24 protein-coding genes and 2 other annotated features are annotated in these 24,176 nt (G+C 41.0%); all 24 genes read left to right on the top strand.

Annotated features, from left to right (window positions below):
• Positions 1-7 precede the first annotated feature (7 nt).
• Positions 8-1,096 carry a PIN/TRAM domain-containing protein gene (locus tag IRB43_RS14880; RefSeq protein ID WP_203364273.1) on the top strand — a complete coding sequence of 363 codons (1,089 nt, stop codon included), beginning with the start codon at positions 8-10 and terminating at the stop codon, positions 1,094-1,096.
• A gap of 14 nt (positions 1,097-1,110) precedes the next feature.
• Positions 1,111-1,791: a 2-C-methyl-D-erythritol 4-phosphate cytidylyltransferase gene (gene ispD, locus IRB43_RS14875; protein WP_203364272.1), complete on the top strand. Its 681-nt coding sequence runs from the start codon at positions 1,111-1,113 to the stop codon at positions 1,789-1,791.
• Positions 1,792-1,805: 14 nt separating this feature from the next.
• Complete coding sequence (gene ispF / locus IRB43_RS14870) at positions 1,806-2,288, top strand: 2-C-methyl-D-erythritol 2,4-cyclodiphosphate synthase (RefSeq protein ID WP_203364271.1); 483 nt, start codon at positions 1,806-1,808, stop codon at positions 2,286-2,288.
• An 83-nt stretch (positions 2,289-2,371) separates the two neighbouring features.
• Positions 2,372-3,832 (top strand): glutamate--tRNA ligase, encoded by a 1,461-nt coding sequence (gene gltX, locus IRB43_RS14865; protein ID WP_203364270.1) that lies wholly within the window; start codon positions 2,372-2,374, stop codon positions 3,830-3,832.
• 45 nt (positions 3,833-3,877) lie between these two features.
• Positions 3,878-4,101 (top strand) — a binding site (T-box leader).
• Positions 4,102-4,166: 65 nt separating this feature from the next.
• Positions 4,167-4,832, top strand: a complete 666-nt coding sequence (cysE, locus tag IRB43_RS14860) for a serine O-acetyltransferase (protein ID WP_203364269.1) — start codon at positions 4,167-4,169, stop codon at positions 4,830-4,832.
• The gene (gene cysS / locus IRB43_RS14855) at positions 4,813-6,210 is read left to right on the top strand and encodes a cysteine--tRNA ligase (protein ID WP_203364268.1); all 1,398 of its coding nucleotides are present in this window, start codon (positions 4,813-4,815) and stop codon (positions 6,208-6,210) included. The genes cysE and cysS overlap by 20 nt, the downstream gene beginning before the upstream one ends.
• A gap of 2 nt (positions 6,211-6,212) precedes the next feature.
• On the top strand, positions 6,213-6,614 hold the full coding sequence (locus IRB43_RS14850) for a Mini-ribonuclease 3 (RefSeq protein WP_203364267.1): 402 nt from the start codon (positions 6,213-6,215) through the stop codon (positions 6,612-6,614).
• A gap of 18 nt (positions 6,615-6,632) precedes the next feature.
• Positions 6,633-7,376, top strand: coding sequence for a 23S rRNA (guanosine(2251)-2'-O)-methyltransferase RlmB (rlmB, locus tag IRB43_RS14845; protein WP_203364266.1), 744 nt, complete (start codon positions 6,633-6,635; stop codon positions 7,374-7,376).
• Positions 7,377-7,379: 3 nt separating this feature from the next.
• A complete protein-coding gene (locus tag IRB43_RS14840; RefSeq protein ID WP_203364265.1) occupies positions 7,380-7,889 on the top strand; it encodes an NYN domain-containing protein in 510 nt (169 codons plus the stop codon).
• Positions 7,890-7,967: 78 nt separating this feature from the next.
• Positions 7,968-8,606: an RNA polymerase sporulation sigma factor SigH gene (gene sigH, locus IRB43_RS14835; RefSeq protein ID WP_238942038.1), complete on the top strand. Its 639-nt coding sequence runs from the start codon at positions 7,968-7,970 to the stop codon at positions 8,604-8,606.
• A gap of 68 nt (positions 8,607-8,674) precedes the next feature.
• Complete coding sequence (rpmG, locus tag IRB43_RS14830) at positions 8,675-8,821, top strand: 50S ribosomal protein L33 (RefSeq protein ID WP_203364263.1); 147 nt, start codon at positions 8,675-8,677, stop codon at positions 8,819-8,821.
• Between the two features lie 38 nt (positions 8,822-8,859).
• Entirely contained in the window at positions 8,860-9,045 is a 186-nt protein-coding gene (gene secE / locus IRB43_RS14825) for a preprotein translocase subunit SecE (RefSeq protein ID WP_203364262.1), read from the top strand.
• Positions 9,046-9,191: 146 nt separating this feature from the next.
• A complete protein-coding gene (nusG, locus tag IRB43_RS14820) occupies positions 9,192-9,728 on the top strand; it encodes a transcription termination/antitermination protein NusG (RefSeq protein WP_203364261.1) in 537 nt (178 codons plus the stop codon).
• A gap of 166 nt (positions 9,729-9,894) precedes the next feature.
• On the top strand, positions 9,895-10,320 hold the full coding sequence (gene rplK, locus IRB43_RS14815) for a 50S ribosomal protein L11 (RefSeq protein WP_041101809.1): 426 nt from the start codon (positions 9,895-9,897) through the stop codon (positions 10,318-10,320).
• 124 nt (positions 10,321-10,444) lie between these two features.
• Complete coding sequence (rplA, locus tag IRB43_RS14810) at positions 10,445-11,143, top strand: 50S ribosomal protein L1 (RefSeq protein ID WP_203364260.1); 699 nt, start codon at positions 10,445-10,447, stop codon at positions 11,141-11,143.
• Between the two features lie 48 nt (positions 11,144-11,191).
• Positions 11,192-11,337 (top strand) — a sequence feature (ribosomal protein L10 leader region).
• A 71-nt stretch (positions 11,338-11,408) separates the two neighbouring features.
• Positions 11,409-11,909 carry a 50S ribosomal protein L10 gene (gene rplJ / locus IRB43_RS14805; protein ID WP_203364259.1) on the top strand — a complete coding sequence of 167 codons (501 nt, stop codon included), beginning with the start codon at positions 11,409-11,411 and terminating at the stop codon, positions 11,907-11,909.
• A gap of 66 nt (positions 11,910-11,975) precedes the next feature.
• Positions 11,976-12,341 (top strand): 50S ribosomal protein L7/L12, encoded by a 366-nt coding sequence (gene rplL / locus IRB43_RS14800; RefSeq protein WP_203364258.1) that lies wholly within the window; start codon positions 11,976-11,978, stop codon positions 12,339-12,341.
• A gap of 160 nt (positions 12,342-12,501) precedes the next feature.
• A complete protein-coding gene (locus IRB43_RS14795) occupies positions 12,502-13,113 on the top strand; it encodes a class I SAM-dependent methyltransferase (protein ID WP_203364257.1) in 612 nt (203 codons plus the stop codon).
• Positions 13,114-13,345: 232 nt separating this feature from the next.
• Entirely contained in the window at positions 13,346-16,900 is a 3,555-nt protein-coding gene (gene rpoB, locus IRB43_RS14790; RefSeq protein ID WP_203364256.1) for a DNA-directed RNA polymerase subunit beta, read from the top strand.
• Positions 16,901-17,005: 105 nt separating this feature from the next.
• Positions 17,006-20,599, top strand: coding sequence for a DNA-directed RNA polymerase subunit beta' (gene rpoC / locus IRB43_RS14785; protein WP_203364255.1), 3,594 nt, complete (start codon positions 17,006-17,008; stop codon positions 20,597-20,599).
• Positions 20,600-20,731: 132 nt separating this feature from the next.
• Entirely contained in the window at positions 20,732-20,983 is a 252-nt protein-coding gene (locus IRB43_RS14780) for a ribosomal L7Ae/L30e/S12e/Gadd45 family protein (RefSeq protein ID WP_203364254.1), read from the top strand.
• 94 nt (positions 20,984-21,077) lie between these two features.
• Positions 21,078-21,500 (top strand): 30S ribosomal protein S12, encoded by a 423-nt coding sequence (gene rpsL, locus IRB43_RS14775; RefSeq protein ID WP_203364253.1) that lies wholly within the window; start codon positions 21,078-21,080, stop codon positions 21,498-21,500.
• 56 nt (positions 21,501-21,556) lie between these two features.
• Positions 21,557-22,027 carry a 30S ribosomal protein S7 gene (rpsG, locus tag IRB43_RS14770; RefSeq protein WP_095479276.1) on the top strand — a complete coding sequence of 157 codons (471 nt, stop codon included), beginning with the start codon at positions 21,557-21,559 and terminating at the stop codon, positions 22,025-22,027.
• 51 nt (positions 22,028-22,078) lie between these two features.
• Entirely contained in the window at positions 22,079-24,157 is a 2,079-nt protein-coding gene (gene fusA, locus IRB43_RS14765) for an elongation factor G (RefSeq protein ID WP_203364252.1), read from the top strand.
• Positions 24,158-24,176 lie beyond the last annotated feature (19 nt).

The following is a 24,176-nucleotide window of genomic DNA, read 5'->3' as shown; positions in this document are numbered from 1 at the left end:
AGGCAGAATGTTAAGACGTCTTGTGCAGGCGGGCTTTATTATTTTGGGTGGCACATTAGGTATTATTTTGATTCCGGACTTATTAACATTAATTAAATTAGATCAAGTTCACTTAATTAATAACCCGTATGTAGCAGCTATATTAGGAGCAATGCTGTTTTATGTGTTGACCTTTTGGGCGATTGATCATATCGTCAGTTTTGTGAAATGGCTAGAGGATCGCATTGTGACGGCTCCGTTGACGGACATTCTTTCTGGAAGTTTAGGGTTGATTTTAGGGTTGATTGTAGCTTTCTTGGCAGGGAATACCCTGTCTTCTGTTGAAATCCCGCTGGTGAACACCGTGGTGCCGATTTTCTTAACATTGTTGCTCGGCTATTTAGGATTTCAGGTAGGCTTTAAAAAGCGGGATGAGATTACTAGTCTTTTTTCGATCAATAAAGGCGGAAAGAAAAAAGAAGTTATTGAAGAGCCGGCAGTACCGAAGAAGTTTTATAAAATTTTAGATACAAGTGTAATCATTGACGGCCGCATTGCGGATATTTGTCAAACAGGCTTTTTAGATGGATGTATCATCATTCCTCAATTTGTACTTGAAGAATTGCAGCATATCGCTGATTCTTCTGATACGCTAAAGCGAACAAAAGGACGAAGAGGGTTAGATATTTTAAACCGTATTCAAAAAGATATTCCCGTGGATGTAGAGATTGTGGAGCGGGATTTTGAAGATATTCAAGAAGTGGATAGCAAGCTTGTGAAGCTGGCAAAAGAAATGAATGGAATCGTTGTAACGAATGATTTTAACTTAAATAAAGTATGTGAGCTGCAAAAGGTTCAAGTGCTTAATATTAATGATTTAGCCAATGCGGTCAAGCCATTAGTCATTCCAGGAGAGGAAATGCATGTACTTGTTATTAAAGACGGGAAAGAACAAAAACAAGGGATTGCGTATTTGGATGATGGCACAATGATCGTTGTAGAAGAAGGAAGAGACTATATTGGCAAGCATATTGATGTAGTAGTGACAAGTGTACTGCAAACATCAGCAGGACGAATGATCTTTGCTAAGCCGAAAATGATTGAAAAAGCGCTTTAAAGGGGAATCGACGAATGACGTATCAAGTAGTGATCCCGGCAGCGGGGCAGGGGAAGCGGATGAAAGCAGATAGAAATAAGCTGCTACTTTCGCTACAAGGTCGTCCGGTCATTATTCATACATTAGAAGTATTTGAAAAGGACCCGGCTTGTAAAGGTATTGTTCTCGCGGTGAAACAAGAGGAGAAACCGTTATTTGCTGATTTAATTAGCGAATACAAACTATCTAAAGTCTATAAGCTTGTCACAGGCGGGGAAGAACGTCAGCAAAGTGTATATAACGGTCTAAAGCAACTCAATCAGCCGGATATTGTTCTTGTTCATGATGGGGCTCGCCCGTTTATGACGAGAAAGATGATTGCTGAACTAGTTGAGCAGGCGAAACATTCAGGAGCAGCTATTGCTGCTGTTCCTGTGAAAGATACAATTAAGCGTGTAACAGGTGGAACTGTTGTGGAGACAGTGGAGCGCTCTAGCTTGTGGTCAGTACAGACACCACAAGCTTTTCGCTTCTCTTTCCTTCTGCAAGCACACGAGCAAGCAGAAAGGGATGGTTTTTTAGGAACAGATGATGCTTCTTTGATTGAAAGAATAAACGTTCCTGTTCAAATTGTAGAAGGTGACTATGATAATATTAAATTGACGACGCCGGAGGACTTAGTCTTCGCTGAGGCTATTATTCAAAAAAGAAAATAAAGGAGCCATGAATCATGTTTCGTATTGGACAAGGATTTGATGTGCATCAATTAACGGAAGGCCGCCCGTTAATTATTGGAGGAATTGAAATCCCGTATGAAAAAGGCTTGCTCGGACATTCTGATGCCGATGTATTATTGCATACGATTGCTGATGCTTGTCTTGGAGCCATTGCTGAAGGAGATATCGGCAAGCATTTTCCTGATACTGATCCGGCATTTAAAGATGCTGATTCTGCTGTTTTACTGCAGCATGTTTGGAAGTTAGTAAAGGAAAAAGGCTACGCTTTAGGAAATATAGATTGCACCATTATGGCGCAACAGCCAAAAATGGCTCCGCATATCGAAAAGATGCGACAAAGAATTTCTGAATTGTTAGAAGCGGAAGTTTCACAAGTAAATGTAAAGGCAACAACCACAGAGAAATTGGGGTTTGTAGGCAGAGAAGAAGGGATTGCTTCACAAGCAACTGTTCTTTTAGTTAAACCTACGGTGTAATCACCTTTCTTCTAGTCCGTAACAGTGGTAGAATAAAAAAATAATTATTTTAAGCTATAGGGAAGAATCGAGGAGGAAACAGCATGGCTAATGACATTCGCGTGCGGTATGCGCCAAGCCCTACAGGTCACTTACATATTGGGAATGCACGTACAGCGCTGTTTAACTATTTGTATGCCCGCAATAAAGGCGGAAAATTTATTATTCGAATTGAAGACACGGATCAAAAGCGAAATATTGAAGGTGGCGAAGAGAGTCAATTAACTTACTTGCGCTGGCTCGGTATTGATTGGGATGAAGGTGTCGATGTTGGTGGGGAATATGGACCATATCGTCAATCGGAACGTAATGATATTTATAAAAAATATTATGATCAATTGTTAGAAGAAGGCAAAGCTTATAAATGTTATTGCACGTCGGAAGAGCTAGAAGCAGAACGTGAAGCTCAGCAAGCGGCAGGAAAGGATATGCCAGGATATTCTGGAAAGTGCCGCCATTTAACAGTGGAAGAACAAGCGAAGTTAGAGGCGGAAGGTCGTACGCCAAGCATCCGTATTAAAGTGCCAAAAGGCGAGGTTTTATCATTTAACGATATGGTGAAAGGCGAAGTATCGTTTGAATCAGATGGTATTTCTGACTTTGTTATAGTGAAGCAAGATGGCACACCAACTTATAATTTTGCTGTTGCGATCGATGATCATTTAATGGAAATGTCTCATGTTCTTCGCGGAGATGACCACATTTCTAATACGCCCAAACAATTGGTAGTGTACCGAGCTCTTGGCTGGGAGCCGCCTGTTTTTGGGCATATGACGTTAATTGTGAACGAAAGCCGTAGAAAGTTAAGTAAACGGGATGAATCGATTATTCAATTTATTGAACAATATAAAGAACTTGGCTATTTACCGGAAGCTCTTTTCAATTTCATTACCTTGCTCGGCTGGTCTCCACAAGGTGAAGAAGAGATCTTCTCTAAAGAAGAATTTATTGACATTTTTGCAGCGGAACGCTTATCAAAATCCCCGGCTTTATTTGACCAGCAAAAATTGCAGTGGATGAATAATCAATATATGAAAAAAGTGGATGTCGACAGAGTGGTCGAGTTGGCTCTTCCGCATTTAATGAAAGCGGGACGCATCGATGAAAATCCATCTGCTGATCAACTAGAATGGACGAAACAATTAATTGCTCTTTTCCAAGAAAAAATGAGCTATGGAGCAGAAATTGTTGAATTATCAGAGCTATTCTTTAAAAAGGAGCTCACTTTTGAGGAGGAAGCGAAAGAGGTGCTTCAAGAAGAACAAGTACGTGAAGTCATGACTTCCTTCTTGGCGAAAGTAGACGAACTAGAAGTGTTTGTAGCGGAAGAAATTAAACAAGCAATGAAAGCTGTTCAAAAGGAAACAGGTCATAAAGGCAAAAAATTATTTATGCCAATTCGTGCAGCGGTAACGGGTCAAACGCATGGTCCAGATTTACCAAAAGCCATTGAATTGATCGGGAAAGAAACAGTAAAAGAACGTCTACAAAAGATTATCGATTAACATTTTCGCTTAAATGTAATATATTATAGTTAAATTAAATTCGATAACAAAACGTTGAAGAGGAAAAGTAGGTAATCGAAGCTTTCCAGAGAGAATCGTCACCGGCTGCGAGCGATTTAAGTGACTCGATTATTGAAGTGCCCCTCTGAGTCTGTAGCTGAACTAAGAGTAAGCTGCAGCGGGAACTCCCGTTAACAGTTTCAAGTTGGGGAGATAGGCATGCCTATTTCTCAAACAGAGTGGAACCGCGTAAATAAAACGTCTCTGTCAGATATCAGAGGCGTTTTTGTTTTGCTTTTTAATCGGAATCAACATGATGAGGGGAGGAATGAGTATGTTTAAAGTATTAAAAGAAGATATTGATACGATATTTGAACAGGACCCAGCAGCGCGCAGCTATTTAGAAGTCATTTTAACGTATTCTGGGCTACATGCGATTTGGGGTCATCGTTTAGCCCATGCTTTTTATAAAAGAAAGTTCTATTTCATCGCTCGTCTAATCTCACAAATCAGCCGTTTCTTTACCGGGATTGAAATTCATCCGGGCGCTCAAATCGGCCGGCGGTTATTTATTGATCACGGCATGGGCGTGGTGATTGGTGAAACGTGTGAGATTGGTGATGATGTCACTATTTATCAAGGAGTGACACTTGGTGGAACGGGGAAAGAAAAAGGAAAGCGGCATCCGACAGTGAAAGATCATGTGTTGATTGCGACAGGCGCGAAAGTTCTCGGTTCGATTACGGTTGGAGAGAATTCGAAAATAGGGGCAGGCTCTGTCGTATTGAAGGATGTTCCCCCTGATTCTACTGTGGTAGGCATTCCTGGGAAAATTGTTATTCGTGATGGTAAGAAAGTCAAAAAAGACTTGAATCATCGGGATTTACCGGATCCGGTAGCAGATCGCCTTCAAGCGATGGAGAAGGAAATGAACAAACTAAAAGAGGAACTTAATGAGCTACAGAAGGGAGAATATCAGAATGACCATTCGTCTGTATAACACTTTAACGCGTAAGAAGGAAGAATTTATTCCTCTTGAAGAAGGAAAGGTAAAAATGTATGTATGCGGTCCAACTGTGTACAATTATATTCATATCGGCAATGCTCGTCCTGCTATCGTATTTGACACCGTTCGACGTTATTTGCAATATCGCGGCTATGATGTGACGTTTGTTTCTAATTTTACGGATGTCGATGATAAGTTAATTAAGGCCGCTAATGAACTTGGTGAAGAAGTGCCGGTGATTGCAGAACGATTTATTAAAGCTTATTTTGAAGATACAGCTGCCCTAGGTTGCCAAAAGGCAGATGTGCATCCGCGTGTGACGGAAAATATTGAATTAATTATTGAGTTTATTGAGCAATTGATTGGAAAAGGTTTCGCTTATGAATCAGATGGTGATATCTACTATCGCACAAGAAAGTTTGATGGGTACGGCAAACTTTCACAGCAATCCATTGATGAATTAAAAGTAGGAGCGCGCATTGATGTAGGAGAGAAGAAAGAAGAAGCTCTGGACTTTGTTCTGTGGAAGGCTGCAAAAGAAGGTGAGATTTACTGGGAAAGTCCATGGGGGAAAGGTCGTCCGGGCTGGCATATTGAGTGCTCCGCGATGGCAAGAAAATATTTAGGTGATACAATAGATATACATGCGGGTGGACAGGATTTAGCTTTCCCGCATCACGAAAATGAAATTGCTCAGTCAGAGGCATTAACTGGCCAACCATTTGCCCGCTATTGGATGCATAATGGATATATTAACATTGATAATGAAAAGATGTCGAAATCTCTCGGGAATTTTATTCTTGTTCACGACATTATTCAGCAAATTGATCCACAAGTACTGCGCTTTTTCATGCTGTCTGTTCATTATCGTCATCCAATTAATTACAACCAAGAGTTACTCGAACAAGCGAAAACTTCATTGGACCGCTTAAAAACGGCCTATGAAAATTTAAAACACCGCAAGCAAGCAAGCACGAATTTAACGGAGAACAGTGCTGAATGGCTTGTGAAGATTCAAGAGATTCATCAAGCTTTTACGCAAGAAATGGATGATGATTTTAATACAGCAAATGCCATTTCTGTTTTGTTTGATTTATCGAAGCAAGCGAATTACTATTTGATGGAAAAACACACTTCTACAGAAGTGATTGATGCCTTCTTAAAGGAATTTGAAGATTTATTCTTCGTTCTTGGATTAAGCCTTGAGGCAGCAGATCTACTGGATGAGGAAATTGAAGCATTAATTGAACAGCGCGTTCAAGCAAGAAAAGAACGTAATTTTCAATTAGCTGATGAAATTCGTGATAAGTTGAAGGAAATGAATATTATTTTAGAAGATACACCGCAAGGTATCCGCTGGAAAAGAGGATAAATATGCTAGAGTTTGCACCATTGAAAGATGCGAAACAAATGAATAGTTTGGCCCTTGCTTATATGGGGGATGGTATATATGAGGTGTATGTGCGCCGCCATCTTCTCGAACTAGGTAAGGTAAAGCCGCAATTATTGCATAAAGAGGCAACAAAATATGTGTCGGCTAAAGCCCAGGCGAAAATACTATTTCAACTGATCGAAGAGGACCAGCTAACCGAAGAAGAGTTAGCTATTGTACGAAGAGGGCGCAATGCAAAATCCGGAACGGTACCAAAAAACACCGATATACAAACGTATCGATATAGCACAGCATTTGAAGCGCTACTCGGTTCTCTTTTTTTAACGGGTCAAGACCAACGCCTTGTTGAAATTATCGAGTATTGTCTGAATCAAGAAATTTAAGGAAAGGAGGAAGGAAATATGTCAAAAGAATTTATTGCTGGCAGAAACCCTGTATTAGAAGCGTTACGCTCCGATCGCGAAATCAATAAAATTTGGATTGCTGAAGGAGCTCAAAAGGGCCCGATGCAGCAAATCATTAAAATGGCAAAAGAGCAAAATGTACTTGTGCAATTTGTTCCTAAGCAAAAAGTAGATCAAATGAGCGATGAAAATCATCAAGGGGTTGTTGCTTCTGTTGCTGCTTATCATTATGCAGAGCTTGATGATTTATTTGCTAAAGCAGAAGAGAGCGGAGAAGCGCCATTCTTTTTGTTGTTGGATGAAATTGAGGACCCACATAATTTAGGTTCTATCATGCGTACAGCAGATGCTGTGGGCGCGCACGGCATCATTATTCCAAAGCGCCGGGCCGTTGGTTTAACAGCAGCAGTAGCTAAAGCATCCACTGGGGCGATTGAATATATTCCGGTTGTTCGCGTAACGAATTTATCTCGAACCATCGATGAACTGAAAGAACGCGGACTGTGGATCGCCGGTACGGACGCGAAAGGTGCCGATGATTATCGAAATTTTGATGGAACAATGCCTTTAGGTTTAGTCATTGGAAGTGAGGGCAAAGGGATGAGTCGTCTTGTGAAAGAAAAATGCGATTTTCTTATTCAGCTGCCAATGGCTGGTCGGGTTACATCTTTAAACGCTTCTGTCGCCGCAGGATTACTCATGTATGAGGTTTATCGAAGACGTCATCCTCTAGGGGAGTAAGAGATGAACATCCTGATTGTTGATGGATACAACATTATAGGAGATTGGCCAGAACTTCGTGAGTTGAAAAAGCATGATCTTGCTTCTGCCCGTGATCGGCTGATTGAAAGGATGGCTGAATATCAGGGGTTTACTGGCAGCCGGGTAATCATCGTGTTTGATGCTCATTTCGTAAAAGGCACAGAAAAGAAGTATCGCGATTCAAAGATAGAGGTTATTTTCACAAGAGAAAATGAAACAGCGGATGAGCGCATTGAAAAGCTGGCTATTGAACTCAATCATATTAAAAACCAAATTTCAGTCGCCACTTCGGACTTTACAGAGCAGTGGGTCATCTTTGCCCAAGGAGCGTTGCGAGTTTCGGCGAGGGAGCTGCTTACAGAAATTAATTCGGTCAATAAACAGATCGGCAGCAGAATAAAAAAAATTGAAGAAAAGCGTCCAAACGCGAAAATCCAGTTAAGTGAAGAAGTGGCAGAAATTTTTGAAAAGTGGCGACGAGGCCAGAAATGAGTAGTTGACGTTCAAAAAAACGGTACTGTATAATATTGCTAGTCTATGCTTTTGCAAGCAGAGGGGATGTGTGTGTGCTTGAAACGTTCAAATAGTTTAGCGCTAGAAACACTTAATGACGAGCAACTCATAGAACTTGTTCATAATGGAAATAGTGATGCTCTAGATTACTTGATCCATAAGTATAGAAACTTTGTTCGGGCAAAAGCACGCTCTTATTTTTTAATTGGAGCGGACCGGGAGGATATTGTCCAAGAAGGAATGATTGGTCTATATAAAGCCATTCGTGATTACAAAGAGGACAAGCTCACTACCTTTAAGGCTTTTGCTGAATTGTGTATTACAAGACAAATTATTACAGCTATTAAGACAGCCACTAGACAAAAGCACATTCCGTTAAACTCTTATGTGTCACTGGATAAACCCATCTATGATGAAGAGTCAGATCGCACATTGATGGATGTGATTACAGGAGCAAAAGCGATGAACCCAGAAGAGTTAATTATTAATCGAGAACAATTCAGTAGCATTGAAGACAAAATGAATGAATTGTTAAGTGATTTAGAAAGAAAAGTATTGGCTTTATATTTGGACGGGCAATCGTATCAGGAAATTTCAGAGGAATTAAACCGCCATGTGAAATCGATTGATAATGCCCTTCAACGGGTGAAACGTAAATTGGAACGTTATTTAGAATTTAAAGAAATTACAATGTAGGGAATCACTTGACTAGTTTCTATAACAATGATATTTTTTACAATTGAGATAGAGAAGGTGGTTTCACAATGGCAAATAAATTGATTTTAGCTTGTTCGGAGTGCGGATCAAGAAATTATTCCACTTCGGGGAAAACAACGAGCGATGGACGATTAGAGATCAAAAAGTTTTGCAGTACTTGCAACAAGCATACCGTGCATAAGCAAACAAAGTAAAGAACCGGTGTGCCAGTTATCATACGGAGGTTCTGAACATGTCGAAGATTACACAATTTTTTCGCAATGTAAATTCCGAGATGCGAAAAGTTAGCTGGCCGAAGAAAAAAGAGTTAACTAGCTATACAATTACTGTTATTGCAACAGTGGTGTTTCTTGCTCTTTTCTTTTTAGCTGTTGACCAAGGTATTTCTGCTGTGATTAATTGGGCCATGTCAAAGTAATTGGTCAATTTATTATTAAGGCTTGAATATACTGTTTTTTAATATGGTATAATGAAACATCATAGAGACAATAAAAAGCCCGCTTCAACGGGTTTTTTAATTTGCCTTTAACAAGTAAAGGAGGGAAGGACGCTTAGTCCCTTTCAATGGAGAAGAATTGGTATGTTGTTCACACATATTCTGGATATGAAAATAAAGTAAAAGCGAACCTTGAAAAGCGTGTAGAATCAATGGGGATGCAAGATAAAATCTTCCGAGTAATCGTTCCTGAAGAGGAAGAAACAGATATTAAAAACGGCAAGAAAAAAGTAACGAAGAGAAAAGTGTTCCCAGGTTATGTTCTAGTAGAAATCGTCATGACAGATGACTCTTGGTATGTTGTTCGAAATACACCAGGAGTAACCGGCTTCGTTGGCTCTGCAGGTCATGGCTCGAAACCAACCCCGCTACTTCCAGATGAAGTAAAGAATATCTTGAAGCAGATGGGTATGGATGAAAAACGAAAAGACATAGACTTTGAATTGAAAGAGACAGTCATCGTGAATGAAGGTCCGTTTGCTAATTTTGAAGGTACGGTTGAAGAGATTGATCATGACAAAGCTAAATTAAGAGTGCTTGTTAACATGTTTGGTAGAGAAACGCCTGTTGAGCTTGACTTCGACCAAGTAAATAAATTAAAATGAAAACTGCTTGAAATGTTAAACAAAAAATGATAATATTTTTAAGTCAGTATGTCTCGGAATTTGAGACTAATTTTAATTGATCATCTTTATTTGAAATAAAGATATTATTTGAGTGGGAGGGGAAAATCCCCAAATACCACATCACGGACTTAAGGAGGTGTGTCTCGTGGCTAAAAAAGTTATTAAAGTTGTTAAGTTGCAAATTCCTGCAGGTAAAGCTAATCCTGCGCCACCGGTAGGTCCTGCACTTGGTCAAGCTGGTGTTAACATCATGGGATTCTGTAAAGAATTTAATGCTCGTACTGCGGATCAAGCTGGTTTAATCATTCCGGTTGAAATTTCGGTATTTGAAGACCGTTCATTTACATTTATCACAAAAACTCCGCCAGCTGCTGTACTTCTTAAGAAAGCAGCAGGTATCGAGTCTGGTTCTGGTGAACCTAACCGCAATAAAGTAGCAACAGTGAAGCGTGATAAAGTTCGCGAAATCGCTGAAACAAAAATGCCTGACCTTAATGCAGCTAGCGTTGAAGCAGCTATGCGCATGGTTGAAGGTACTGCCCGCAGCATGGGTATTGTGATTGAAGACTAATTGTTAGTCTAGTTGAAGTTGTTGTTCGAGGGTTGCGATGTGGATGTAGTCAAATATACTTCACTCGCAACCTTTATTCGTGGGAGGTTATTCCGCTAAAACCACATAAGGAGGATTTTTAATAATGGCTAAAAAAGGTAAAAAATTTCAAGAAGCAGCGAAGCTTGTTGACCGTTCAACAGCTTATGCGATTGAAGAAGCAGTTGAGTTAGTAAAGAAAACAAACTTTGCGAAATTTGATGCAACAGTAGAGGTTGCTTTCCGTTTAGGTGTTGACCCGAAGAAAGCAGACCAACAAATCCGTGGAGCAGTTGTTCTTCCGAACGGAACTGGTAAAACTCAAAAAGTTTTAGTATTCGCTAAAGGTGAAAAAGCGAAAGAAGCAGAAGCAGCAGGTGCTGACTATGTTGGCGATGCTGACTACATCAACAAAATCCAACAAGGTTGGTTCGAATTTGATGTAATCGTGGCTACTCCTGACATGATGGGTGAAGTTGGTAAGCTTGGTCGTGTGCTTGGACCTAAAGGCTTAATGCCAAACCCGAAAACTGGAACAGTTACATTTGATGTAACGAAAGCTGTTGCAGAAATCAAAGCTGGTAAAGTAGAATACCGTGTTGATAAAGCTGGTAACATTCATGTGCCAATCGGTAAAGTATCATTCGAAAACGAAAAATTAGTTGAAAACTTCAACACAATTTTTGATACAATGATGAAAGTGAAGCCAGCAGCAGCTAAAGGAACATACATGAAGAATGTAACGATTACTTCAACAATGGCTCCTGGCATCAAAGTAGATCCAGCATCTGTAACTGTAAAATAATAAGTTGACAATCAGAATTGTATTTGATAGAATACAATATGTTGCAAAATAAATTTAACATTTATACCGTAGACAGCAGGGGCTTTTATAGCTTAATTTCCCGCCGAGGTAATACGAATATATATAGTGTAGCATCTTGCTGTACTTTTCGTGCCTCCATGTCTGCAAAGCGTGGAGGTTTTTACTTGCTTTGAGGTATGAATGACAAGGTAAAGCGAAAAAGATCGATTGTTCTTTTTCGGAGAAATCTACAGGAGGTGTAAAGATGAGCAGTGTAATTGAACAAAAGAAACAGTTAGTTACCGAAATCGCTGAGAAATTCAAAAATAGTGCGACTACAGTTGTAGTAGACTACCGTGGATTAACAGTAGGTGAAGTAACAGAACTTCGTAAGCAACTTCGTGAAGCGGGTGTTGAGTTCAAAGTATTCAAAAATACGTTAACTCGCCGCGCGGCTGAAATGGCAGAGATCTCTGGTTTAGAAGAATCTCTTACAGGTCCAAATGCGATCGCGTTCAGTGCAGAAGATGTGATTGCACCAGCTAAAATTCTTAACGAATTTGCGAAAAAGCATGAAGCGTTAGAAATCAAAGCAGGTGTACTTGAAGGAAACGTTATGTCTGTTGAAGAAGTTAAAGCTCTTGCTGAACTTCCATCACGCGAAGGACTTCTTTCTATGCTACTCAGCGTATTGCAAGCTCCTATGCGCAACTTTGCTCTTGCAACAAAAGCTGTTGCAGAACAAAAAGAAGAACAAGGCGCGTAAGCTAATCTATTTAGCGACTGCCTAAACTAATAAAACATAATGTAAAAATTAAGGAGGAAATTTATAATGACTAAAGAGCAAATCATTGATGCGATTAAAGAAATGTCCGTTCTTGAATTAAACGACTTAGTAAAAGCTATTGAAGAAGAGTTTGGTGTAACTGCTGCTGCTCCTGTAGCAATGGTTGGTGGCGCTGCTGGTGGAGACGCTGCTGCTGAGAAAACTGATTTTGACGTTGTACTTACTGATGCTGGTGCACAAAAAATCAAAGTTATCAAAGTTGTTCGTGAAATCACAGGTCTTGGTCTTAAAGAAGCGAAAGAACTTGTTGACAACACTCCAAAAGCACTTAAAGAAGGCGCTTCTAAAGAAGAAGCTGAAGAAATCAAAGCTAAACTTGAAGAAGTTGGCGCTGGCGTAGAAGTTAAGTAATAAAGTAATAATAGGCAACAAGGGCTCGCTGAATCCAGCGAGCTTTTGTTTTGTTTTTGCATCTTTAGTGGAACTTTGGTTAAATGAAAGTGGCTAAGGCTTTCGTGTGCAAATAGCACTTGAGCAGTCGCCTCGTTGGAAGATGATTGGAGGGATCTGCATGGCAAATCATTATTATTCGTCAACTCCTGAAAGTGAAAGTAACCCGATATATTGGGAATATACACTAAAAAATAAAGTGTTTCGTTTTAAAACAGATACAGGGGTTTTTTCGAAAAAAGAAGTAGACTTTGGCTCCCGTTTGTTGATTGAACAGTTTAATCTACCTGAAATAGAAGGTCCATTGCTTGATGTTGGGTGCGGTTATGGTCCTATTGGTTTATCGGTTGCTTCGGCATGTCCTAAACGCCTTGTTCATATGGTTGATGTCAACCGGCGAGCGCTCGCTTTGGCGCAAGATAATGCGGAGTTGAATCGAATTAACAATACGATCATTTACGAGAGTGACCGTTTAGAAGCTGTAACAGAAAATCAATTTGCTGCTATTTTAACGAACCCACCTATTCGTGCGGGTAAACAAGTAGTGATGGATATTTTTCGTCAAAGTTTTCAAAAGTTAGCAGTGGGAGGGCAGCTTTGGGTTGTGATCCAAAAGAAGCAAGGGGCTCCATCAGCTATGAAGGAATTAGAGAATTTGTTTGGTGAAGTGGAAACGGTGGAACGCTCCAAAGGATATTACATTCTTAAAGCGGAAAAAGCATTGACTGACTAAAATCTCTATGATATTATTATAAAATGCCAATATAATATTTGTGTCCATTTTCTCGAAAATGATGTATGATTTTTTTAGTAGATGGGAACAATGAAAAAATAATAGTTCATTATGTGAAAAAATGAGGTTTTCTTTGAAAAACCCTTTTTCTTTTTGTCTTATAGAATAGACTGTTCGTCTACTATAAGGAATATATAGGCAACTAAAACGCTTGATTTGAGGGGTGAATCAGTTGACAGGTCAACTAGTTCAGTATGGACGACACCGCCAACGTAGAAGTTATGCACGTATTAGCGAAGTTTTAGAATTACCAAATCTTATTGAAATCCAAACATCCTCCTATCAATGGTTTCTTGATGAGGGCTTAAGAGAGATGTTTCAGGATATTTCTCCTATTGAAGATTTCACTGGTAATCTTGCATTGGAATTTATCGATTATAGTCTTGGCGAACCGAAGTATCCAGTCGACGAGTCTAAGGAGCGCGATGTAACATATTCGGCTCCGCTTCGAGTGAAAGTCCGTCTTTTAAACAAAGAGACTGGTGAAGTGAAAGACCAAGAAGTGTTCATGGGCGATTTTCCGCTTATGACTGAAACAGGAACATTCATTATCAATGGAGCAGAACGCGTTATCGTTTCCCAGTTAGTCCGTTCTCCGAGTGTGTATTACAACGGAAAATTGGATAAGAACGGGAAGAAAGGCTTTACTGCTACCGTGATCCCAAACCGTGGTGCTTGGCTCGAATATGAGACAGATGCAAAGGACATTGTTTATGTCCGCATAGACCGAACACGCAAATTACCAATTACGGTATTGCTTCGTGCTCTAGGGTTTGGCTCTGATCAAGAAATCATCGATCTAATCGGCGATAATGAATACATTCGCAACACGCTTGAAAAAGACAATACGGAAAGCACGGAAAAAGCGCTAATTGAAATTTATGAGCGTCTTCGCCCGGGTGAACCGCCAACTGTTGAAAATGCAAAGAGCTTGCTGATCTCTCGTTTCTTTGATCCAAAACGATATGACTTAGCAAGTGTAGGAAGATACAAAATCAATAAGAAGCTTCATACGAAAAACCGTTTGTTTGGTCAACGTTTAGCTGAAACGCTTGCGGATCCAGAAACAGGTGAAATTATCGCCGAAGCAGGTACTCTTCTTGACCGCCGTACACTAGACAAAATTATTCCTTACCTTGAAAGCGGGGCAGGGTTTAAAACATTCCGTCAATCCGGTGGTGTCGTAGAGGAAGATATCGTTGTTCAATCGATTAAAATCTATGCTCCAAACAGTGAAGAAGAAAAAGTAATCAACGTCATTGGTAATGGTTTCCCTGAGTTTGATGTCAAACACATCACTCCGGCAGATATCATTTCTTCTATTGGTTATTTCTTTAACCTTCTTTACGGAGTAGGAAATACGGACGATATTGACCATTTAGGTAATCGTCGCCTTCGTTCTGTCGGTGAACTGCTTCAAAACCAATTCCGTATTGGTTTATCACGTATGGAGCGTGTTGTTCGTGAAAGAATGTCGATCCAAGACACAAATACGATCACGCCGCAACAATTAATTAATATTCGCCCGGTTATTGCATCTATAAAAGAGTTCTTTGGAAGCTCTCAGCTTTCTCAGTTCATGGACCAAACGAATCCGCTAGCTGAATTGACGCATAAGCGCCGTCTATCAGCGTTAGGACCTGGTGGTTTAACAAGGGAGCGCGCAGGCTTTGAAGTGCGTGACGTTCACTATTCTCACTACGGCCGTATGTGTCCGATTGAAACGCCGGAGGGTCCAAACATCGGACTGATCAACTCTTTATCATCTTATGCAAAAGTGAACCGATTTGGTTTTATTGAAACACCATATCGTCGGGTAGATCCAGAAACAGGAAAAGTAACGAGTCGAATTGATTACTTAACGGCTGACGAAGAAGATAACTATGTTGTTGCTCAGGCGAACGTACCTTTAGCTGAAGACGGTTCATTCCTTGAAGAGGAAGTGGTTGCCCGTTTCCGCGGGGAAAACACAGTCGTTAAACGCGAACGTGTAGATTACATGGACGTTTCACCTAAACAGGTTGTTTCCGCCGCAACGGCATGTATTCCATTCTTAGAAAATGATGACTCCAACCGTGCCTTAATGGGAGCGAACATGCAACGTCAGGCTGTTCCATTAATGCAGCCGGAAGCTCCGATTGTAGGAACAGGAATGGAGTATGTATCAGGAAAAGACTCTGGTGCTGCTGTCATTTGTAAACATGAAGGTATCGTTGAGCATGTTGAATCCCGTGAAATTTGGGTTCGTCGCATTCAAGAAATCGACGGACAAGAGGTTAAAGGAAACCTTGATAAATATCGTTTACTGAAGTTTATTCGTTCTAACCAAGGAACATGCTATAATCAACGCCCAATTGTGAGTGTTGGCGATCGCGTGACAAACGGGGAAATCCTTGCTGATGGTCCATCAATGGAAAAAGGTGAGCTTGCCCTTGGCCGTAACGTAATGGTCGGATTTATGACATGGGATGGTTATAACTATGAAGATGCCATCATCATGAGTGAAAGACTTGTGAAAGATGATGTGTATACATCTATTCATATTGAAGAGTACGAATCAGAGTCTCGAGATACGAAATTAGGACCTGAAGAAATCACTCGCGATATTCCTAACGTAGGTGAAGACGCGCTTCGCAATCTAGATGAGCGTGGAATCATTCGTGTAGGAGCAGAAGTCAAAGATGGAGACCTGCTTGTAGGTAAAGTAACGCCAAAAGGGGTTACAGAACTTACAGCTGAAGAGCGTCTATTACATGCAATCTTCGGTGAGAAAGCACGTGAAGTGCGCGATACATCTCTTCGCGTTCCGCATGGCGGAGGCGGAATTATTCTTGATGTAAAAGTATTCAACCGTGAAGACGGGGATGAACTTCCTCCGGGTGTAAACCAGCTTGTTCGTGTTTATATCGTTCAGAAGCGTAAAATTTCTGAAGGGGATAAAATGGCCGGACGACATGGTAACAAAGGGGTAATCTCTCGTATTTTACCAGAAGAAGATATGCCTTTCTTACCAGATGGTACACCAATCGATATCATGTTAAACCCGTTAGGGGTACCTTCTCGTATGAACATCGGACAGGTGCTTGAACTTCATCTTGGAATGGCAGCTAGATACCTTGGTATCCATGTTGCTACACCGGTATTTGATGGTGCGACAGAAGATGATGTATGGGAGACAATTGAAGAAGCGGGAATGTCTCGTGACGCGAAAACAGTTCTTTATGACGGTCGAAGCGGAGAGCCGTTCGATAACCGTGTATCAGTTGGAATTATGTACATGATCAAATTAGCCCACATGGTTGATGATAAGCTTCATGCTCGTTCAACTGGACCTTACTCTCTTGTTACACAGCAGCCGCTGGGTGGTAAAGCTCAGTTTGGTGGTCAGCGTTTCGGAGAGATGGAGGTTTGGGCGCTCGAAGCATACGGAGCTGCTTATACACTTCAAGAAATTCTTACTGTGAAATCGGATGATATTGTTGGTCGTGTAAAAACATATGAAGCGATTGTTAAAGGTGAAAATGTTCCAGAACCAGGCGTTCCAGAGTCGTTTAAAGTTTTAATTAAAGAGCTTCAAAGTTTAGGTATGGACGTGAAGATCATGTCTGGAGACGATCAAGAAATTGAAATGCGTGATTTAGAAGATGAAGATGATATTCAGCAGGCAGATACATTAAATATTGCCCCTGAAGAAACAGAAACTGAAAAAGTAAGTTCAACGGATTAATTAATGATGCCGGAGAAGTCTTATGCGGGCTTCTCCGGCTATCTTGACTAAAAGCAACTAAGCGATCTTGGGTAAAACCTGTAGACTGAAAGGGAGGTAGGCCCCTTGCTAGATGTTAATAACTTCGAATATATGAAAATCGGTTTAGCATCACCGGATAAAATTCGATCTTGGTCTTTTGGAGAGGTCAAAAAACCAGAAACGATCAACTATCGTACATTAAAACCAGAAAAAGATGGTTTATTTTGTGAGCGTATTTTCGGACCAACAAAAGACTGGGAATGTCATTGTGGAAAATATAAAAGAGTGCGCTATAAAGGTGTGGTATGTGACCGTTGTGGCGTAGAGGTAACAAAGGCAAAAGTTCGCCGCGAGCGCATGGGTCATATTGAACTGGCTGCTCCAGTGTCACATATTTGGTATTTCAAAGGGATCCCAAGCCGTATGGGACTTGTGTTAGACATGTCTCCGCGTTCTCTTGAAGAAGTCATTTACTTTGCTTCTTATGTTGTAACAGAAGCGGGAGATACTTCATTAGAAAAGAAACAGCTCTTATCTGAAAAAGAATACCGCGCTTACCGCGATAAATACGGCAATAAATTCCAAGCGTCTATGGGAGCAGAAGCTATTAAAAAGCTTCTTGCAGACATTGACCTTGAAAAAGAAGTAGAGGTTCTGAAAGAAGAACTGAAGAGTGCACAAGGACAACGCCGTACAAGAGCGATTAAGCGTCTTGAAGTCATTGAAGCATTCCGTCATTCAGGCAACAGTCCTGATTGGATGATTTTGGATGTACTTCCGGTTATCCCGCCAGAATTGCGCCCGATGGTTCAATTAGACGGTGGTCGTTTTGCGACATCGGATTTAAATGATTTATATCGCCGTGTGATTAACCGTAACAACCGTTTAAAACGTTTGTTAGATTTAGGTGCACCGAGCATCATCGTGCAAAATGAGAAGCGCATGCTGCAAGAAGCGGTCGATGCTTTAATTGACAACGGACGTCGCGGCCGCCCAGTTACAGGCCCGGGTAACCGCCCTCTTAAATCTCTTTCGCATATGCTGAAAGGGAAGCAAGGACGTTTCCGTCAAAACTTATTAGGTAAACGTGTTGACTATTCTGGTCGTTCCGTTATCGTTGTAGGTCCTAACTTGAAAATGTATCAATGCGGACTTCCGAAAGAAATGGCTTTAGAGTTGTTTAAACCGTTCGTTATGAAAGAACTTGTTGAAAAGGGATTAGCTCATAATATTAAGAGCGCTAAGCGTAAAATTGAGCGCGTACATCCGGAAGTGTGGGATGTGCTTGAAGAAGTCATTAGAGAGCATCCGGTTCTTCTTAACCGTGCCCCAACGCTTCACCGCTTAGGTATTCAGGCGTTCGAGCCAACATTAGTTGAAGGACGTGCGATTCGTCTTCATCCGCTCGTTTGTACAGCGTACAATGCGGACTTCGATGGTGACCAAATGGCTGTTCACGTTCCTTTATCAGCAGAAGCTCAAGCGGAAGCTCGCATGCTTATGCTTGCTGCCCAAAACATCCTAAATCCTAAGGATGGAAAACCAGTTGTAACTCCTTCACAGGATATGGTATTAGGTAACTATTACTTAACTCTTGAGCGCGAAGGTGCGATTGGAGAAGGTATGATCTTTAAAGATACAAATGAAGCGTTAATTGCATACCAAAACGGATATGTTCACCTTCATACACGTATCGCGATCGCAACATCTTCTTTAAGCAATGAAACATTTACGGATGAGCAAAGAAAAATGTTGCTAATCACGACTGTAGGGAAATTAATCTTTAACGAAATCCTTCCTGATTCCTTCCCGTACATCAATGAACCAACAGGAACGAACTTGGAAGTGAAAACACCAGAGAAATATTTCGTTCATCCTACAGTGAATGTCAAAGAACATATTCAAAAACAAGAGCTAGTTGCTCCGTTTAAGAAGAAAATTCTCGGTAATATCATTGCTGAAGTGTTTAAAAAGTTTAAGATCACAGAAACATCAAAAATGCTTGATCGCATGAAAGACTTAGGTTTTAAATACTCAACTAAAGCAGGTATTACAGTCGGTGTAGCAGACATCGTTGTATTAGGAGAAAAAGAACAAATTCTTCAAGAAGCTCAAAGTAAAGTAGATAACGTCATGAAGCAATTCAGACGCGGTCTCATCACTGAAGACGAGCGTTATGATCGTGTCATCTCTATCTGGAGTGCAGCGAAAGACATTATTCAAGGCAAGCTAATGGCTTCCCTAGACAAACGCAACCCAATCTTCATGATGAGTGACTCTGGAGCCCGTGGTAACGCATCTAACTTTACGCAGCTTGCAGGAATGCGTGGTTTGATGGCCAACCCGGCTGGTCGAATCATTGAGTTACCAATCAAATCAAGCTTCCGAGAAGGCTTAACCGTATTAGAGTACTTTATCTCGACGCATGGAGCCCGTAAAGGTCTTGCTGATACAGCTCTGAAAACAGCTGACTCTGGTTACTTAACTCGTCGTTTAGTAGATGTGGCTCAAGATGTGATCGTTCGCGAAGATGATTGCGGAACAGATCGCGGCTTACTCATTGGGTCGATTAAAGATGGTACAGAAATCATCGAAGCATTAGAAGAGCGTCTAATTGGTCGTTATTCTAGAAAAACAGTTAAACACCCTGAAACAGGAGTTATTCTCGTGAAGGAGAATGAACTAATTGACGAAGACTTAGCGAAAGTGATCGTTGATTCAGGTGTTGAACAAGTATGGATTCGTTCAGCCTTTACTTGTAATACTCGTCATGGGGTATGTAAGAAATGTTACGGTCGCAACTTGGCAACTGGTCAGCAAGTGGAAGTGGGAGAAGCAGTTGGTATCATTGCTGCCCAATCTATCGGTGAGCCAGGAACACAGCTTACGATGCGTACATTCCATACAGGTGGGGTAGCCGGAGATGATATCACTCAAGGTTTACCGCGTATTCAAGAGCTATTCGAGGCGCGTAACCCTAAAGGTCAAGCGGTCATTTCGGAAATTGATGGTGCTGTAACAGCGATTAATGAAGGCCGTGATCGCCAGCAGGAAATCGTGTTGCAAGGTGCAGTGGAAACTCGCACATATACAGTGCCATATACTGCTCGCTTAAAAGTGGCCGTAAACGATCAAGTTGTCCGCGGACAGGAATTAACGGAAGGTTCCATTGATCCGAAAGAATACTTAAAGATTACAGATGTTTCTTCTGTTCAAGAGTATTTATTGCGTGAAGTACAAAAAGTATACCGTATGCAAGGGGTAGAAATTGGTGACAAGCACATCGAAGTAATGGTGCGTCAAATGCTTCGCAAAGTCCGTGTCATCGATGCAGGTGAAACAGATGTATTACCAGGAAGCCTGTTAGATGTCCATCAATTCAGAGATGCGAACGAAAAAGCATTGCTTGAAGGCCGTATGCCAGCAACGGGAAGACCGGTTCTTCTTGGTATTACGAAAGCGTCACTTGAAACAGACTCATTCTTATCTGCTGCGTCGTTCCAAGAAACGACTCGTGTGCTTACAGATGCGGCAATTAAAGGAAAACGAGATGAACTTCTTGGTTTGAAAGAGAATGTCATCATCGGTAAACTAGTTCCGGCTGGAACAGGTATGCAAAGATATCGCAGATCTGAACCGGTATTAGCCAAAACTGAAGAATCAGTCACTGTAGAATAAGTAATTGTATCGGAGCCAATCAAATATTGGCTCCGATACAATATTTGATTTTTCAGTGTTGACATTTAAAAATGTCGGTGATAAGATAATCAAGGTGCTCCTATGAACCTTGTTACTTTGGAGGATGTTCGTATGTCTTATGAAAAAGTAGCAAAGGCCAAAAGCCTTAAAATAGGAACAAAACAAACAGTGAAGGCTCTTGGAAGAAACAAAGCGCAAGAAATAGTTCTCGCTGCTGACGCCAACCCAGCTATTAGTCAAATAATAGTTGAACTTGCGAACAAAAAAGCAGTGCCTATTACTTATGTTGATTCCATGCAAAAGCTTGGGAAAACATGCGGAATTGATGTCAAGGCAGTTGCTGTTGCTATTATTAGTGAATAATGTTTTTGCAGAATACTGCAAAAGCTTTGTTTTTAATTTTAAATGAGCCACCTGGATGTGTGGGCTTAAGAAAAAAGGAAGGGAGGATATTTACATGCCTACTATTAATCAGTTAGTGCGTAAACCTCGTAAATCAAAAACTACTAATTCTAAATCACCAGCACTTAACAAAGGATACAACAGCTTCAAAAAAGCTCAAACAGATGTATCTTCACCACAAAAACGTGGAGTTTGTACACGTGTTGGTACAATGACACCGAAAAAACCGAACTCAGCTTTACGTAAGTATGCCCGTGTTCGTTTAAGCAACGGTATCGAAGTAACTGCTTATATTCCTGGTATCGGTCACAACTTACAAGAGCACAGCGTTGTTCTTATCCGTGGCGGACGTGTGAAGGACTTACCAGGGGTACGTTACCACATCGTACGTGGTGCGCTTGATACTGCGGGTGTTGATAGTCGTCGCCAAGGCCGTTCTAAATACGGTACAAAGCGTCCTAAACCAGCTAAAAACTAATTACAAAACCAATGAACTAACAAAATTAAAGCAACCTTTTGAAAGGAGGAAAACAAATGCCACGTAAAGGTCCTGTAGCGAAAAGAGACGTACTTCCAGATCCGATGTACAACTCTAAGCTAGTTACTCGTCTTATCAACAAAATGATGGTAGACGGTAAGAGAGGTAAATCACAAGCTATTCTTTACGCATCATTTGATCTTATTCGCGAACGTACGGGTAAAGACCCTATGGAAGTATTCGATCAAGCAATTAAAAATATCATGCCAGTATTAGAGGTTAGAGCACGCCGTGTAGGTGGAGCTAACTACCAAGTTCCAGTTGAGGTTCGCCCTGAGCGCCGTACAACTCTTGGTCTTCGCTGGTTAGTAAATTATTCTCGCCTTCGCGGAGAGAAAACAATGGAAGAACGCCTTGCTGCTGAAATTCTAGATGCAGCTAACAACACAGGTGCTTCTGTTAAGAAACGTGAAGATACTCACAAAATGGCGGAAGCAAACAAAGCGTTTGCTCACTATCGCTGGTAAGATTATTTTTATTATAAAAAACAACCTAATTAAGGAAGGAGAAAAACACAGATGGCAAGAGAGTTCTCCTTAGAAAACACTCGAAATATCGGTATCATGGCTCACATCGATGCCGGTAAGACAACAACAACCGAGCGTATTCTTTATTACACAGGCCGTATCCATAAAATTGGTGAGACTCACGAAGGTGCTTCTCAAATGGACTGGATGGAACAAGAACAAGAACGCGGTATCACAATCACTTCCGCTGCAACTACAGCTCAATGGAAGGGTAACCGTGTAAATATCATCGATACTCCAGGACACGTAGACTTCACTGTTGAAGTTGAACGTTCTCTTCGTGTACTTGATGGTGCAGTAACAGTGCTTGACGCTCAATCTGGTGTTGAGCCTCAAACAGAAACTGTTTGGCGTCAGGCTACTACTTACGGAGTTCCACGTATCGTATTCGTTAACAAAATGGATAAAATCGGTGCGGACTTCCTATACTCTGTAGGAACAATTCACAATCGTTTGATGGCAAATGCTCATCCGATCCAATTACCAATTGGTGCAGAAGATGAGTTCCGCGGTATCATCGATTTAATTGAAATGAAAGCAACTTTCTACGGCAACGACCTTGGAACTGAAATCGAGGAGGGTGAAATCCCTGCTGAGTATCAAGACCAAGCAGAAGAGTACCGTGAAAAGTTAATTGAAGCAGTAGCTGAACTTGATGAAGAATTAATGGAGAAATACCTTGGTGGAGAAGAGCTTACGAAAGAAGAAATCAAAGCTGCGATCCGTAAAGGTACAGTAAACGTTGAATTCTTCCCAGTTCTATGCGGAACTGCATTCAAAAACAAAGGGGTACAATTAATGCTAGATGCAGTAATTGATTACCTTCCAGCTCCAACTGACGTACCAGCAATTAAAGGTACTTTACCGGACAGCGACGAAGAAGTAACTCGTCCTTCAAGTGACGATGCACCATTCTCAGCGCTTGCATTTAAAGTTATGACTGACCCTTATGTCGGTAAATTAACTTTCTTCCGCGTATATTCTGGTATCCTTAACTCTGGATCATATGTTCAAAACTCAACTAAAGGTAAGCGTGAGCGTGTAGGTCGTATTCTTCAAATGCATGCGAACTCACGTGAAGAGATCTCCGAAGTACATGCTGGAGATATCGCTGCTGCAGTTGGTTTAAAAGATACAACTACTGGTGACACATTATGTGACGAGAAAAACCTTGTTATTCTTGAGTCAATGGAATTCCCTGAGCCGGTAATTTCATTATCAGTAGAACCAAAATCAAAAGCTGACCAGGCGAAAATGTCTACAGCTTTACAAAAACTTCAAGAAGAGGATCCTACATTCCGTGCTGAAACGAACCAGGAAACTGGACAAGTTATCATCTCTGGTATGGGTGAGCTTCACCTTGATATTATCGTTGACCGTATGCGTCGCGAGTTCAAAGTAGAAGCGAACGTTGGTGCTCCTCAAGTTGCTTACCGTGAAACTTTCCGTGGATCTGCTCAAGTTGAGGGTAAATTTGCTCGTCAATCTGGTGGACGCGGACAATTCGGTCACGTTTGGATCGAATTCGCTCCTAACGAAGAAGGAGCAGGATTTGAATTCGAAAATGCAATCGTAGGTGGGGTTGTTCCACGTGAATACATCCCAGCGGTTCAAGCCGGTCTTGAAGATGCATTACAAAATGGTGTTCTTGCTGGTTATCCATTGGTTGACATCAAAGCAAAACTATTTGATGGTTCATACCATGATGTTGACTCCAGTGAGATGGCATTTAAAATCGCTGCTTCTATGGCTCTTAAAAATGCAGCATCTAAATGTAACCCAGTTATCCTTGAGCCAATGATGAAAGTAGAAGTTGTTATTCCGGATGAATATCTGGGAGACATCATGGGTGACGTTACTTCTCGCCGTGGACGCGTAGAAGGAATGGAAGCTCGCGGAAACGCTCAAGTAGTTAAAGCGTACGTTCCTCTATCAGAAATGTTTGGATATGCAACTTCATTGCGTTCTAACACGCAAGGTCGTGGAACATACTCTATGCACTTTGATCATTATGAAGAAGTGCCAAAATCAGTTTCTGATGAAATTATTAAAAAAAATAAAGGCGAATAATTGATTTATACTTCCTAAT

It is taken from the genome of Bacillus sp. REN10 (assembly GCF_016820555.1).
GTDB lineage: Bacteria > Bacillota > Bacilli > Bacillales > Domibacillaceae > Bacillus_CE.
The sequence above is the reverse complement of the archived record's forward strand: the minus strand, read 5'-3'. Positions and strand labels throughout refer to the sequence as shown.

What these genes read in the sequence shown, in the direction of transcription:
- IRB43_RS14850 (WP_203364267.1), top strand. Translation starts at nt 6,213, where the DNA reads ATGCTAGAGTTTGCACCATTGAAAGATGCGAAACAAATGAATAGTTTG.
- ispF (WP_203364271.1), top strand. Translation starts at nt 1,806, where the DNA reads ATGTTTCGTATTGGACAAGGATTTGATGTGCATCAATTAACGGAAGGC.
- nusG (WP_203364261.1), top strand. Translation starts at nt 9,192, where the DNA reads ATGGAGAAGAATTGGTATGTTGTTCACACATATTCTGGATATGAAAAT.
- rpmG (WP_203364263.1), top strand. Translation starts at nt 8,675, where the DNA reads ATGGCAAATAAATTGATTTTAGCTTGTTCGGAGTGCGGATCAAGAAAT.
- rplJ (WP_203364259.1), top strand. Translation starts at nt 11,409, where the DNA reads ATGAGCAGTGTAATTGAACAAAAGAAACAGTTAGTTACCGAAATCGCT.
- rplA (WP_203364260.1), top strand. Translation starts at nt 10,445, where the DNA reads ATGGCTAAAAAAGGTAAAAAATTTCAAGAAGCAGCGAAGCTTGTTGAC.
- ispD (WP_203364272.1), top strand. Translation starts at nt 1,111, where the DNA reads ATGACGTATCAAGTAGTGATCCCGGCAGCGGGGCAGGGGAAGCGGATG.
- IRB43_RS14840 (WP_203364265.1), top strand. Translation starts at nt 7,380, where the DNA reads ATGAACATCCTGATTGTTGATGGATACAACATTATAGGAGATTGGCCA.
- gltX (WP_203364270.1), top strand. Translation starts at nt 2,372, where the DNA reads ATGGCTAATGACATTCGCGTGCGGTATGCGCCAAGCCCTACAGGTCAC.
- secE (WP_203364262.1), top strand. Translation starts at nt 8,860, where the DNA reads ATGTCGAAGATTACACAATTTTTTCGCAATGTAAATTCCGAGATGCGA.
- IRB43_RS14795 (WP_203364257.1), top strand. Translation starts at nt 12,502, where the DNA reads ATGGCAAATCATTATTATTCGTCAACTCCTGAAAGTGAAAGTAACCCG.
- rpsG (WP_095479276.1), top strand. Translation starts at nt 21,557, where the DNA reads ATGCCACGTAAAGGTCCTGTAGCGAAAAGAGACGTACTTCCAGATCCG.
- rlmB (WP_203364266.1), top strand. Translation starts at nt 6,633, where the DNA reads ATGTCAAAAGAATTTATTGCTGGCAGAAACCCTGTATTAGAAGCGTTA.
- rpsL (WP_203364253.1), top strand. Translation starts at nt 21,078, where the DNA reads ATGCCTACTATTAATCAGTTAGTGCGTAAACCTCGTAAATCAAAAACT.
- IRB43_RS14880 (WP_203364273.1), top strand. Translation starts at nt 8, where the DNA reads ATGTTAAGACGTCTTGTGCAGGCGGGCTTTATTATTTTGGGTGGCACA.
- cysE (WP_203364269.1), top strand. Translation starts at nt 4,167, where the DNA reads ATGTTTAAAGTATTAAAAGAAGATATTGATACGATATTTGAACAGGAC.
- IRB43_RS14780 (WP_203364254.1), top strand. Translation starts at nt 20,732, where the DNA reads ATGTCTTATGAAAAAGTAGCAAAGGCCAAAAGCCTTAAAATAGGAACA.
- fusA (WP_203364252.1), top strand. Translation starts at nt 22,079, where the DNA reads ATGGCAAGAGAGTTCTCCTTAGAAAACACTCGAAATATCGGTATCATG.
- cysS (WP_203364268.1), top strand. Translation starts at nt 4,813, where the DNA reads ATGACCATTCGTCTGTATAACACTTTAACGCGTAAGAAGGAAGAATTT.
- rplL (WP_203364258.1), top strand. Translation starts at nt 11,976, where the DNA reads ATGACTAAAGAGCAAATCATTGATGCGATTAAAGAAATGTCCGTTCTT.